9 protein-coding genes and 1 pseudogene are annotated in these 14,132 nt (G+C 48.0%); 6 read left to right on the forward strand and 4 right to left on the reverse strand.

Translation table 11 applies throughout. The features are described from left to right. The first annotated feature begins 1 nt into the window (after position 1). The 4 genes from BMZ54_RS26670 to BMZ54_RS26685 all read left to right on the forward strand — a co-directional run bounded on the left by BMZ54_RS26670 (position 2) and on the right by BMZ54_RS26685 (position 8,087). The gene (locus tag BMZ54_RS26670) at positions 2–685 is read left to right on the forward strand and encodes a response regulator transcription factor (RefSeq protein ID WP_089919261.1); all 684 of its coding nucleotides are present in this window, start codon (positions 2–4) and stop codon (positions 683–685) included. 53 nt (positions 686–738) lie between these two features. Beyond that, entirely contained in the window at positions 739–1,110 is a 372-nt protein-coding gene (locus BMZ54_RS26675) for a hypothetical protein (RefSeq protein ID WP_143081148.1), read from the forward strand. Between the two features lie 73 nt (positions 1,111–1,183). After that, a complete protein-coding gene (gene dcp, locus BMZ54_RS26680) occupies positions 1,184–3,322 on the forward strand; it encodes a peptidyl-dipeptidase Dcp (RefSeq protein WP_089919265.1) in 2,139 nt (712 codons plus the stop codon). Positions 3,323–3,497: 175 nt separating this feature from the next. After that, positions 3,498–8,087 carry an FG-GAP-like repeat-containing protein gene (locus BMZ54_RS26685; RefSeq protein ID WP_089919266.1) on the forward strand — a complete coding sequence of 1,530 codons (4,590 nt, stop codon included), beginning with the start codon at positions 3,498–3,500 and terminating at the stop codon, positions 8,085–8,087. 96 nt (positions 8,088–8,183) lie between these two features. Here the strand turns inward: BMZ54_RS26685 and BMZ54_RS26690 are convergent, their stop codons facing one another. The 3 genes from BMZ54_RS26690 to BMZ54_RS26700 form a co-directional block, all read right to left on the reverse strand. Beyond that, positions 8,184–10,205 carry a beta-L-arabinofuranosidase domain-containing protein gene (locus tag BMZ54_RS26690; protein ID WP_089919267.1) on the reverse strand — a complete coding sequence of 674 codons (2,022 nt, stop codon included), beginning with the start codon at positions 10,203–10,205 and terminating at the stop codon, positions 8,184–8,186. 127 nt (positions 10,206–10,332) lie between these two features. Then, positions 10,333–10,827, reverse strand: coding sequence for a nucleotidyltransferase (locus BMZ54_RS26695; protein WP_143081149.1), 495 nt, complete (start codon positions 10,825–10,827; stop codon positions 10,333–10,335). After that, positions 10,824–11,255 carry a hypothetical protein gene (locus BMZ54_RS26700; protein WP_089919269.1) on the reverse strand — a complete coding sequence of 144 codons (432 nt, stop codon included), beginning with the start codon at positions 11,253–11,255 and terminating at the stop codon, positions 10,824–10,826. Before BMZ54_RS26700 ends, BMZ54_RS26695 begins: the two co-directional genes overlap by 4 nt. Positions 11,256–11,650: 395 nt before the next feature. On the opposite strand from BMZ54_RS26700, the pseudogene BMZ54_RS33590 reads away from it, so the two are divergent. Further along, positions 11,651–11,938 (forward strand): annotated as a pseudogene (locus BMZ54_RS33590) (hypothetical protein); the annotation flags it as partial. Positions 11,939–12,311: 373 nt separating this feature from the next. Beyond that, on the forward strand, positions 12,312–13,052 hold the full coding sequence (locus BMZ54_RS26715) for a metallophosphoesterase family protein (protein ID WP_089919272.1): 741 nt from the start codon (positions 12,312–12,314) through the stop codon (positions 13,050–13,052). Here BMZ54_RS26715 and BMZ54_RS26720 read toward each other — a convergent pair. Next, positions 12,994–13,677, reverse strand: a complete 684-nt coding sequence (locus BMZ54_RS26720) for a hypothetical protein (protein WP_089919273.1) — start codon at positions 13,675–13,677, stop codon at positions 12,994–12,996. The genes BMZ54_RS26715 and BMZ54_RS26720 overlap by 59 nt on opposite strands. Positions 13,678–14,132 lie beyond the last annotated feature (455 nt).

The following is a 14,132-nucleotide window of genomic DNA, read 5'->3' on the forward strand; positions in this document are numbered from 1 at the left end:
GATGAGCATCAGGGTCTTATACGTTGAAGACGAAATATCACTGGGAAAGATCGTAAAGGAAAGCCTGCAGCGGCGCGGCTTTGAGGTTATTATGGAGCGGGATGGCGCCAATGCGGTGTCGCTGTTCAAAGAAGTGGATCCCGCGGTATGTGTGCTGGATGTAATGCTGCCCAATAAAGATGGTTTTGAGATTGCAGAAGAGATCCGCGCCATCAATACAGAAGTACCGATCTTATTCCTCACCGCCAAAACGCAAACAGACGACCTGGTAAAGGGTTTTACGCTGGGCGGTAACGATTATATCCGTAAACCTTTCAGCATGGAAGAGCTGATCGCACGTATAAAAAATGTATTGCGCAAAACGGAAAATGCGCCTGTTCCTTCCAATGAACCCATCCGTATGGGCAAGTTCCGCTTTTATACCAACCGGCAGCTGCTGTCTAATGGCCTGGAAGAAAAAAAGCTGTCGTACCGGGAAAGCGAGCTGCTGCGCATCCTGTATGAGAACCGCAACAGCATCATTAACCGCAAAAATATCCTGGACCTGCTCTGGGGCCACGATTCCTTTTTCAATAGCCGCAACCTGGACGTGTACATCACCCGCCTGCGGGTGCACCTGAAAGAGGATGAAAACCTCCAGATCCTCACCATCAAAGGGGTAGGGTACCGCTTTGTACTGGATTAATGGGCGCGCCTGAACATTATAATAACTATATTGCAAAAAAATCAGGCGCTCCTGTGTTAGCTTTATCTGAGATCACAAACGGATCACTGATCCGCGTAAAAGGCAAAGATGTTATTTTTACCTACGACCTGCTGACCACCACAGACGAACATTCCCGTATTCTTACCACCAACCTCAATGGGGTAGCATACCTGGAAGCCGTGCCCGTACCCATTTCCGAGCCTTACCTGGTACATTCACTGGGGCTGGATAAAATAGATGCCTCCCATTATGTAGGCCGCCTGCAGGAATATGTATTTGAATACGATCTGTGGGCCGATGTGCTCATCGTAAAACATGCAAAGGAGAGCTTCATTCTGCCCTATGTGGCAGTACTGTTTGTACACATCTTCCAGAAGATCATTAACGATTACATTGTTCAATAGCCGGTGATCACATTAATACCGCCGGGATTGGTAATTTGTAGATACCTTAGCAATACCCAAAAAATGGTTATCTATGAAGGTTACTCAATTACCACTCAGCATATTACTGTTAGGCGCGCTGGCTGCCTGTAATGGTGGCCACACATCCACCAGCGGCAAAGATTCAACAGGCGCCAATCCCTTTTTTGTAAAAAGCAGCCTGCCCTTTGAAGCGCCCGACTTTACAAAGATCAAGGATGCCGACTTTAAGCCTGCCATAGAAGAAGGTATTAAGCAGCAGCAGGCCGAAATACAGGCCATTGCAGAAGATACCGCTGCGCCCACCTTTGAAAATACACTGGTGGCGCTGGAAAAGAGCGGAGCTTTATTAACCCGCGTCAGGAATGTATTTGACCTGTTGGCAGATGCCAATACCAACGACACGCTGGATAAGGTAAGGGAAGACGAAGCCGCCGCACTGGCCGCCAATGATGATGCCATTTACCTGAACACAAAACTTTTCAAACGCGTGCATACCCTTTACCAGGAGCGCGATAAACTGAACCTGGATGCAGAATCCAAACGCCTGGTAGAATACTACCACCAGCAATTTGAAATGGCCGGCGCTAATTTATCCGATGCTGATAAAGAAATTGTAAAAAAGCTGAACAAGGAAAGGGCCTCACTCAGTGTAGCTTTTAATGCTAAGGTAATGGCCGGCACTAAAGCCGGGGCATTAGTGGTAAGTGATAAGGCAGCATTGGCTGGTTTAACAGACGATGCGCTGGCCAACGCCGCGCAGGCCGCCAAAGACCGTAAGCTGGATGGTAAATGGCTGCTGCCCTTACAGAACACTACCCAGCAGCCATCTTTACAATCTATAACAGACAGGCCTACACGGCAGGCGCTTTTTAACGCCTCCTGGACACGCAACGAGAAAGGAGATTCCAACGATACCCGCCAGCTTATTATCCGTTTGGCCGGCATCCGTGCGCAGAAAGCACAGCTGCTGCATTTTAAAAATTATGCAGCCTATAACCTGCAGGACCAGGTGGCTAAAACCCCCGAAGCAGTAACCGCTTTCCTGGAAAAGCTGGGACCTGCCGCCACGGCCAAAGCCAAACAGGAAGCCGCCACCATCCAGGCGCTGATCGATCAGAAAGCTAAAGGCATACAGCTGGCTCCCTGGGACTGGAACTATTATGCAGAGCAGGTACGCAAAGCGCAGTACAACCTGGACGATAACGAGATCAAGCCTTACTTTGAAATAAATTCAGTGCTTACCAACGGCGTGTTCTATGCCGCACATTTATTATACGGGCTGGATTTCAAGGAACGGCACGACCTGCCTGTGTATCAGAAAGACGTGCGCGTGTTTGATGTAATAGACCAGGATGGAAAACAGATCGGGCTTTTTTACTGCGATTATTTTAAACGGGATAACAAATCCGGCGGTGCATGGTGTAACAACCTGGTGGGGCAGTCTAAATTACTGGGTAAGCAACCTGTTATTTACAATGTATGCAACTTTACCAAACCTGCACCTGGCCAGCCTGCGCTCCTTAGCTTTACAGAAGCAAGAGTCATGTTCCATGAATTTGGACATGCGCTGCACGGCTTTTTTGCATCACAGCAATATCCCGCTATCTCCGGTGCGCAAACCGCCCGCGATTTTGTGGAGTTCCCCTCCCAGTTCAATGAGCATTGGGCCATGGATCCAAAGGTATTCAGCAATTATGCAAAACATTATAAAACCGGCGCGGCAATGCCGCAACAGCTGGTAGATAAAATTAAAAAAGCAGCCACCTTTAACCAGGGATATTCCTTAACAGAAGCGCTGGCAGCAGACGCCATTGATATGGCCTGGCATACCCTGCCTGCGGATTCCGGCGCATGGCCTAAAGATGTGGATGCTTTTGAAGCCACCGCTTTACACAATGCCGGGCTGGATCTGCCTCAGGTGCCGCCCCGCTACCGTTCCAGCTACTTCCTGCATATCTGGTCCGGCGGGTATGCATCCGCATACTACGCCTACGCCTGGACGGAAATGCTGGCCCATGACGCTTTCTCCTGGTTTGAGGAGAATGGAGGCTTAACACGCGCCAACGGGCAGCGCTTCCGGGATATGATCCTGTCGCGCGGCAACACGCTGGACTATGGTAAAATGTTCAGGGATTTCCGCGGGCACGATCCGGAAATAGGGCCGCTGTTAAAGAGCCGTGGATTGAAATAATAAAGAACGAAGCTTAAAACGAAAGAGGTGTATCATATCTTGATATGCCTCTTTCGTTTTTAAGCTTATTTTAAGATAACCTTAGCATGTAATCATTTCTGGTATTAGGATTTTATATTATATTGCCCCTTATTTATACCGGATTAAGGCCTATACAATTTCTATAACCCTTACCATGAAACAATTTTCCCCTGTTACAGCCCGGAAATGGGTACTGTTTTTAAGCATTTTCTTTTTATCGTTACAGACTTTCGCACAACCTGTTATCAGCTCATTTTCACCGGCAGCAGGTGCTATAGGCACACCGGTGACCATAACGGGCACTGGCTTCAGTGCTGTTCCTGCCAATAACATCGTGTTCTTTGGCGCTGTAAAAGCGGCTGTAACAGCCGCTTCATCAACTTCATTAACAGTTACAGTACCGGCAGGGGCTACCTTCATGCCCATGTCTGTTACGGTCAATCATCTTACCGCTTATTCCGCCAAACCATTTATGGTTACGTTTCCGGATGGAGGACCATTTACCGGCGGATCATTTGAGCGGCAAACGTCCCTTACAACATCGCTCTATCCTTTTGCAGTTGCTATTACTGACCTGGATGGTGATGGGAAGCCGGACCTGGCGGCTGCCTGTAATGGTAACGTGCCTGCATCTACGCTGTCTGTATTCAGGAACACCGGCGCCGGAAGTGCGCTGTCTTTCAGCGTAAAAAAAGATCTTCCCATTGCTGATATGCCTTATGCAGTTGCTGCCGGAGACCTGGATGGCGATGGTAAACCGGATCTGGCAGCCACCTATATTTCAGGTGGCGGGAATGTTGCGGTGTATAAGAATACCAGCTCGCCGGGAGTGGTGTCAATGGCGGCGCCTGTAACTTATGCCACAGGAACCAATCCTTATAAGGTACTGATAGGCGATATAGACCGGGACGGGAAGCCCGACCTGGTTATATCCAATTATCTTGCCGGTAGCATTACGGTTTTAAGAAATACCAGTGCCGGCGGGGTTATATCTTTTGCTCCTAAAGTGGATCTTACTACAGCTCCTTTGTCCTATGGCATTGCCATAGCAGATCTTGATGGCGATGGTAAGCTGGATATAGCAACAACAGCGCCGCAGACCGCCATTTTAGCCATACACAGGAATACCAGCGCCCCCGGAACTATTTCGTTTGATGCCGCAATGGATATTACTGTCCCAACCCAACCTGTGTCGCTCACTGCAGGCGACATAGATGGTGATGGTAAAGCCGATATAGCTGTAGTGGACTATGCGGGGTTTTCAGTACTGCGCAATACCTCGGCAGCCGGTTCAATTTCTTTTGGGCCGCTGGTAAGTTTTCCGTTCAGCAGCCCTTCTTCAGAGCGTATGGATATTGCAATGGGCGATCTGGATGGTGATGCCAAACCCGATCTTGCTATATCAGATGAGGCCAACGCTGTGTTTATATCAAAAAACACTTCTGCTACCGGAACTGTTTCTTTTGCACCGGACGTGAAATTTTTTGCGGAAGCGGCCTTCCGTGTTGTGATCGGAGACCTTAACGGGGATGGGAAACCGGAGATGGTAGCGCCGGATTTTACTGGCAATGCGCTTACCTTGTTCAGGAACAGGATAACGGACCCTTACATCTCCTCTTTTGACCCCGCAGAAGCAGTGGAAGGGACTACCGTAACAATTTCCGGCACTAACTTCTCCGGTGTAACGGCTGTTAGTTTCGGGGGCGTGCCGGCCGCTTCTTTTACGGTAGTGAATGCAACCACTATAACAGCCATCGTAGGAAAAGGAGCGCCGGGCGAAATAGTAGTTACTAATGCATATGGTACGGCAAAGATTGATGGCTTTATTTTTCATGGTCCGCCGGTTATTTCTTCATTTACACCATTGTCAGCCAAAACAGGGGATACCATCACCATTACAGGCAAATTTCTTACAGATGTTACAGCCGTTACTTTGGGAGGTACGCCTGCGGCTTCATTCACTATAAACTCCCATACCAGTATTAGCGCTGTAGTAGGCGCCGGATCAAGCGGCAGCGTAAGTGTGGCATCGCCATACGGACCGGCTTCTTTACCTGGGTTCACATACTATCCGCCTCCGGCCATCACTTCCTTTACACCCTCCGGTGGAGATAAGGGTACGGTGATTACCATCACTGGTACAAATTTTACAGGCGTTTCAAAGGTATTGGTTGGAGGAGCGCCCGTGGCATCGTTCACCGTGCAGTCTGCAACCACTATTACAGCGGTGATCAGCGAAGGCGGTACCGGGAGTGTTGCAGTAACCGCACAGGGTGGAACAGCTCTCTCCTCAGGTGTATTTGCATTTCCTCCACCCACTGTTACTTCATTTTCACCGCTTAGCGGTCCTGCAGGAACAACCGTTACCATCACGGGTACTAACTTCCGGAGTGATGTAAATGCCAACTATGTTTATTTTGGGGCGGTAAAAGCTGTTGTGAAAGCAGCTACCCGTACGGCTCTTACCGTAACGGTGCCAACCGGCGCCACCTATGCGCCGTTGACGGTTACAGTGAATAACAACACCGCGTATGCCGGCCAGCCATTTAATATGACTTATAACGGCGGAGATACAGGGATCACGGATGTCTCTTTTGCCTGGAAGCTTGCAGGAGCTGTTTACAACAGAACCCATGATGTTTTTATGGCAGACCTGGATGGCGACAGCAGATCCGATCTGGTGTATTGTCACGACTTTGATGGAAGTGTTGCAGTGCTGCATAACACCAGTACCGGCGGTATGGTATCATTTGCACCTGGTACAAATATTGACGGTATATATCTGATCAGCAGGATGGCGGTTGCTGACATAACCGGTGACGGCAAGCTGGATATTATTTTCAGGGATGCCTATTTTAACACGCCTTATGTTTGCCGCAACATCAGTACACCGGGTCATATTTTATTCGCAGAAAAAGTAGCCCTGCCGGAAGGCCTTGATCCGTTAAATCTTCTTATCAATGATTTTGATGGTGACGGGAAAGCCGATATTATCGGACATACTTATGATGGTTTTGAATTTACCACTACTATATCAGTTTTCAGAAATACCGGGGATAACGGCATCATTTCATTTGCACCAGCAGGAGAAACCGTTTACGAGTTCTTCGGAAGCAGGATCCGTTCTGCAGATTTTGACAATGACGGCAAACCGGATATTGCGCTTGCCGGCGGTAACAGGGTCAGGATATTAAAAAATTCCAGCACGCCGGGTAATATTTCCTTTGTTAACAACGGCTTTTTCGAACCTGCTAATAATCCTTCCGCGCTTGCTGTAGCTGACTTTGACAACGATCATAAACCGGACCTGGTACTTGGTAGCGGCCGGCAGCTTATTGTTTACAGGAATATCAGCAGCTCCGGGAATATCGCTTTCGCGCCGCCGCTTACTTATGAAACAGGCACCTACGGCATAAAATCCAACCTGCAGCACATTGCTATAGGGCAGCTGGATGGTGACGGACTGCCGGATATTGCCGTTAGTGATAACGGCGGTTTACTGCTGTTCCGCAATACAAGTGGTCAGGGCACTCTATCCTTAGGTCCACCCGAGTATTTCGATGTACAGGATGAGGTGGGTTCCGTTACGGACAGCGATATCGGAGATCTTGACGGAGATGGTAAAGCAGATATTGCAGTATCAAATTTTTCCAGCGGCAACATTTCTGTTTTCAGGAATCAGCAGGGAGAAAAGATCGTAGCACTTTGTTCGGTAACAGATACTACACTCACTGCAGACATTACAGGTACCAGCTATCAGTGGCAGGTGAATAATGGTAGTGGTTTTAGCGCTGTTGCAGATAATGCAAATTATACCGGCGCTGCAACAGCATCGCTGAAAATGAGCGCTATCCCGGAATCATGGAATGGGTATCAATACCGTTGTGTGGTGGATGGCAATGCCGGCAAAAGTATCAACCTGGAGCTGCGCACTACGATTATACAAAGCGGTACGGCAGCTGCTGAAGCCAGCCCTTGCCCCGAAATTCCTGTTGCAGTAACATTTAATCCCACCAATGTGGACTACAAGACAACCATTGAATTATGGGAAAGTACTAACGGCAGTGCTTTTGCACCACTTTCTTCCCAGGTGTATTTTGGCGGGGCAATGCGTTTTGATGTGGAAAAAGATACCGTAACAGGTGTCAGAAAATATTTCTTTGTTATTAAGCCGCGGCAGGGTCTTTCCTGTGCGCCAATAACGCATTCCGATACCACCACCATTACGATAGAAGAATTTAAAGCGCCGGTGCTTGCGGTTAACGGGCCTAACTTAACGGTTACCAATACGGAAGCAGGCGTGGAGTATAGATGGCAGGTACAAAATTCAGCAGGCGAATGGACGTTTGTAATACCTTCCGCCGAAGGTCCCGCATACACGGTGCGGAATCTGGGAACATACAGGGTACAGGCTATGCGGACTGCTTGTGGAAATGCGGTGTATTCAGCGCCTCAAACCATGATTATAACAGCTATTGACCCGGTAACTCCTGAAAGCGTGGGAATGAAGCTGTTTCCAAACCCTGTTAGCACCTCCCTTACCATTGGTCCGTTAAAACTGGCTCACAGGTGGCAAACGCTGGATATATACCGTACCGATGGTCAGCTGCTGCTGGCTGGGTACGATATCAGCAATCAAACCAGGGTTACCCTGAACACGGAAAGCCTTACAAGCGGCACCTATACAGCGGTGCTGCGGCGGAAAGCAGGGCAACCGGTGGTGATTAAATTTGTAAAACAATAGAAGTAGCTATTAGATTTAGCTATTGGCATTTAGCTGTTAGCTTTTAGCTGTTTGGTGTTTTGCTAACAGCTAATTGCTAACAGCTAACAGCTACTCTCATTCCGCTATCGGGAACGCTACTATCCTCACCTTGGTGCAACCATACGGCACCAGGGTGATTTTTTGTATGGTACTATCTGTTTTGCCTTTATAAAACCCATTGCGGTCTGTTACCGGCTGGTAAGCCACCCCGTTCACCGCTTCCCAGCCCGGCAGGCGTTTAGCCGGCGCCGTGATCTGCAGGGGAGCGTGTTCCAGGTTCCATACAAAATCATCACCCGCAGGTTTTACGGTGCTGAACTGTAATTGTGCGGCCGGTTTTTCCACTGCAGCGCGCTGTAATGCAAAGTTCCATGCTTCCTCAGGATATACGCTCAGGTAATCGCCTTCTTCCGCATCCGTTCCCTTTTCCCATTTTTCGTTGAGCTTTAATGCATATACCAGTGGCCCTCTTTCTACTGAGCGGGAATTACGGCCCCATACTGTGGTAGTTATTTCCATAGGCAGCTGTAAGCTAAGCTGGTCGCCGTTTTTCCAGGTACGGTTTACAGTAGTTATTTCCCCGCCTTTGGCATGTTGCAACGGCTGCCCGTTCAACAGTAAGGTGGCTTCTTTGCACCAGCCGGGAATGCGCAGCTGAAAAGGGAAGGCAGCCGCTTTAGGCATGGTTAGCTCAAAATGCACCTGGTCTTCAAAAGGGTAGCTTGTAACTTCGTTAATGGTAACAGCAGTGCTGTCTTTACCCACTTTAGCCGTCAAACGGTTTGGGGCATACGTTAATGCCGCTACGCCATTGCCAGCCGTGGTATACCACAGGTGCTGGGCAAATTTTGTCCAGCCCTGGTGCATATTAGCCAGGCAGCAGGTGTACCCGCTGCGCATGCCCAGCACATTACACATTTCCCGGTTAAAGGGCAGGGAGAAATCAAAAACGCCCCTGCTGATCTGTACCTGGTTAGCCACCTGGAAATACTGTTTGTTATTATAATCATCCGTAGTTTGCGTGGGCAGGGCATTAAACGCCATTTTTTCCAGCGCATCCATATAAGGTACTTCACCGGTAATGCCAATAATGTTTTCCAGGGAGTACATGGCTTCTACTACAGCGCACAGCTCTACGCCCTGCGTAGGGTCGTTACCGTTCAGGTCTTCATCGCCCGAAAAAATACCCATGGGCAGCCCATGCACGGTCATAAGGTCGTGCCAGCCGGTTTGCAGGTTGCGCAGGTAGGTTTTGTTACCGGTACGCTGGTAGTTAATGGCCGGCGCTTTCAGGCCCATGGCCACATTCACGGCATGGCGTTTCATCCAGTCGTCCATATCGCGGTAAGTAGTGGTGCTGATCATCCAATCCCGGTTCCCCATCCAGGTAGTCCACGCAAAGGATTGCGATTCCAGCAGCTCTGCCAGTTGCAGCAGTTTTGCATCATGTGTTTTGGTGTACAGCCATTGCGCTATCATTACATTCTCAATACCGCGGGAGGTAGCCCATTCCGTCCATTTACCCAGCGGCGCTGTTTTTAATGCCTGTAGCTGGTAGTGGAAATACCGGGTCATAAAAGGCAGTACCCGTGGGTCTTTTGTGGCGGTGTAATATTGCTGCAGCACTTTTAGCATCACCATTTTAGGCCACCAGTCCTCACCGTCAGCGGCATGTTGCGCATCAATGGTAATATGTTGTTCCCGTTCTGCTTTTGTAAGCGGGCCAAAATAACCGGAAGGGCGTTGATGGTCCAGCGTCCAGTTCACATAACGCAGCACTTTTTCCTGCAGGGTTTTATCATCCAGCAGATAGGCCAGGGGCAGTGCACCATCCAGCCAGTAGGGTGTTTCCTCCCATCCATCACCCTTTCCGCCCAGCCAGCCGTTATCCTGTTTCACTTTTTTATATACTTCATCCAGGTGGCCTGAAGTACCGTTCCGCATAATCACCAGCTGGTTGCGCAGCCATCCCGATGGCTGTATAGCGCCCAGCGGCAGCTCCTGGTAAATGGGGACGGTGTAAGCGGTTTTGGTTTGCGCAAAAGTTCCTGGTGCTAATGCAAGCAGGGAAAAACTATAGGTTAATAACTTTTTCATAACTGTTTTAAAGTGTCTGCAATGGTGTTACAATTTACCTGGCTGAATTATTGGGTAAATGTAATAATTATTGAGGATGGGTATCCTATAGTTGCATGAGGTGTGAAAAATGGGGATGGGATCCGCTTTATGATTTGGGGCCTTTTCTTTTTCCTGGCTTAGGTTTTTGTTTTGGAAGCGCTTTTTTTATTTCTCTAACATCCTGGATATCCTGTTTTCTTCCGGAAGCAACTTTATTCTGTACCAGATCATTCAGGCTGATATAAGAAATTTCCAGGTCGCCTTCTACTATCTTTTGCCTGTTCTGAAAGGCTTCTTTGAAATTTACTCCATCAATACTGTTAAGTATATCAATACGCAGTGGCGGGTAACCGATCTGTGAAACATAACCTGGCTGTAAAAAGTCTTCCTTCTCCAGGCCTAAAGAAGCCATTCCGAATGCTTTAATTACCTGGACCAGCTTCTCTGCATTTGCTTCAGATATATTGATCCAGATATCCAGGTCGCCTGTATAGCGCGGCTTACCATGAAAGGCCATTGCATAGCCGCCTACCACCATATATTCTACATCAAACTTGTTGAGCAGCTTTATAAAATCTTCAAAATCTTGCGCTAATGTCATTGCTCAGTCCTTATTTTATTTATAGCTGTTTTATCCATTCGCTGTCCCTTTTTAAGCATTTGGGAAACCAGGAAAGTGACTGCCTCTGCTCTTTTATTTACAGGCTGGCTTAGCCAGTAACGCAGATCCCGAACCTCGTCATCTGCCTTTTTCATAGGCACCTTTCGCACAACAGGAGCTATATTTCTTGTGCCTTCAGAAGGCGTAAGGTTTGATTTTGGCTTGGCAATGATCTCTTTCCTTTCTACACGAACAAGGTCGTTTTCAAAGGCTATTTTATCTTTACTTAAATAGTTGTTGAGCGTATTGTAATTGTATTGAGGATAACTCAGGCAGAAATTTTTCAGGTTGGAAAAAACCTCTACCTGGTTTTGCTTCTTCCAGTGAATCAGCACGATCCTCTTTCCTTTTAAAATTGTTTCTGACATACCACAAATATAACAAATATTATGCTTTTATTTGTCAAATTGCCTCAATAATACACTCAATATTTAATTGCGTTAAGACTTTAAGTTTTTAAGCTCTTAAATGAATGCTGGTATTTTCTTTTACTTTAGTATTAATTGTAACCACCTATGATCGCTATTATACTTATCGTTTTAAGCATTGCCTGCATCCTCATTGCAGGCGCTATTATCCGTATCAACCTTCAATCAAAGGAATGGAGCAGCTGGGAGGATTAATACTACTGCCGGGCACGTTTGTGGTGGAATGATTGTTGAAGCATTCCCCATATATGATTCCAAAAGAGCACCAAAACAATACCTCGCACGTATTTTATAAAGAAGCCTTACTGCACCTGCGGGAGAGCGGCGTACCCTTTATGCTGGGCGGCGCCTTTGCCATGTTCCATTACACCGGCATTTACCGGGATACTAAAGACCTGGATATTTTTTGTGCACCTCCCGATTACCCGGCCATCCTGAAGCTGTTTGCAGCTAAAGAAGGTTACCGCACAGAGCTGACAGACGTTCGCTGGCTGGCAAAAGTGTTCAAAGGCGAATATTTTGTTGATATCATCTTTGCTTCCCCCGCTAACATCTTTCATATGGATGATAGCTGGTTTGAGCGCGCACCTGAAGCGGAATTTGTAGGCGTAAAGGTGAAATTATTACCGCCGGAAGAGCTGATCTACTGTAAGATCTATGTGCAGAACCGGGAACGCTTTGATGGCGCAGATATCAATCACATTATACTTAAATACGGGAAAGAGCTAAACTGGCAACACCTGCTTACCCGCCTGGATCAGCACTGGCATTTACTGCTGTCGCAGCTGGTTAATTTCCAGTTCGTATACCCGGCAGATCACCGGGACATTGTTCCCAAATGGCTGCTGGATGAGCTGATTAGAAGAACGCAGGAACAATATGAGCTGCCCGCACCCGTAGAACGGGTTTGCCGCGGGCCCATGATAGACCAGACGCAGTACCAGGTAGATGTGAAGGACTGGGACTATAGATCGTACACCATTAAAACCGTATAGCATGGCAGCATCCGGAAAAACACGCATTGCAGCAGTAGGCGATATTCATGTTCGTGAATCGGACAAAGGGAATTGGATCCCATTCTTTCAGGAAGTATCCCAAAAGGCCGATGTGCTGCTTTTATGCGGCGACCTTACAGATACCGGCGATGAATCCGAAGCGCAGGTGCTGGTAGAAGAGCTGAAAGCCTGCACCATTCCCGTAGTAGCCGTGTTAGGCAATCATGATCATGAAAAAGGCCGCCATAAGCTGATCCGGCAGATCATGCTGCAGCATCATAATGTAACAATGCTGGATGGGGAAGCCGTGGTGATCCAAAACGTGGGTTTTGCCGGTATCAAAGGTTTTGGCGGCGGATTTGATAACCATATGCTTTCCTTTTTTGGCGAAGGCGCTATGAAAGCCTTTGTGCAGGAAACGGTGGATGAAACCCTTCACCTGGACCGCGCCCTGGCCCGCCTTGACCAGGAGCATGCAGATATAAAGAAGATAGCCGTTATGCATTACTCGCCCATAAAAGCCACGGTAATGGGCGAACCGGAGCAGATCTTCCCGTTCCTGGGCTCATCCCGCCTGGCAGAGCCGTTAAGCAGGAGGGGAGTGCTGGCCGCTTTTCATGGGCACGCGCATATGGGCGCCCTGGCAGGCGAAGCGCCGGGTGGTGTAAAAGTATTTAATGTATCTAAGCCGGTGCTGGTGCGGGAAGGCTACAAATGTCCGTTTTACCTGATGGAAGTGTAAAGGCTGCATCTTCGGCATATACCAGGGCCCCGTTTGGCTGAACCGTAGCTGTTTCGTATGTTTTCGGTATAACCGCCCATCCGCCTTGTTTCCGCTGTATTTTCTCGCCTCTTATATTATAGTATTGCAAACGCCTGCTTGTTTTAGGTGAAGGCACGCTGATGCCGGCTGTTTGCTGTGCGGGCATATCCGGTAAGATAGCCGCTGTACCGGAAGACTGTGTTACAGCATTGTGTAACTCACCATTCTCTTTTTCTTGATCCAGGTCAATATATCCCGCTAATTCCGGATCAAATTTGTGCCGGTACTCCTTTTCAAGTAGCTCTTGTATAATCTCCTTTTCCACACCTGATTTCAACAGCTGCATAGCCTGACCGGTAATGGTACGGTAATCATCATGCTGCCTTGTTTTACGGGGAAATAACCGGTAAATAGCCGCTGCTATCTTAGACGCCTGTGCCAGCCAGTCCGCATATTCCATGGTGCGCTTAAAACTACGGGAACGTTTTACCCGCTTGCGGCTTAATGAACTTTTGGAACGTGCATAATATTGCCCGTCCATTTTGTAATAGGTAATATTACCTACAGTGCCTGTGAGAAAAACAGGGCCAACTTGTTTTGCCATAACGATATAATTTTGGTGTACCTGGCAAAAATAAAGGCCCTCACAGAACTACCCAAATGAAGTGAACGTTTTGATCACATTTGAGCGAAAATGAACATTTTGAATGAAAATGCACGTTTTGAGCGCTCCATTTTTCCTACTACATACTATCTCATTTACATACCCTTCCCTACTTTTATGCGCTGCTCTCCCGTGTCCTTCCCATGTCACACTCTCATTCAACCCTGGGTAAAAGCGCACTCCATCCATGTGCATCTCTGGTCCGGTCCATGTCCCACCCGTGTGGATCCCTGGTCTGGCCTGGTTCAATCCCCATTTGCACATATACCCTTTGCATCCCACCTGCAATTATCGTAACTTAACTCTTCACGTGAAAAGTGTACTTTCCCTCATGCTGTTATGCATTTGCAGCAGCGCCGCATTAATACAACAAAGCAGCCGATAACAGCTTTAAA

It is taken from the genome of Chitinophaga rupis (assembly GCF_900109685.1).
Taxonomy (GTDB): Bacteria; Bacteroidota; Bacteroidia; order Chitinophagales; family Chitinophagaceae; genus Chitinophaga; species Chitinophaga rupis.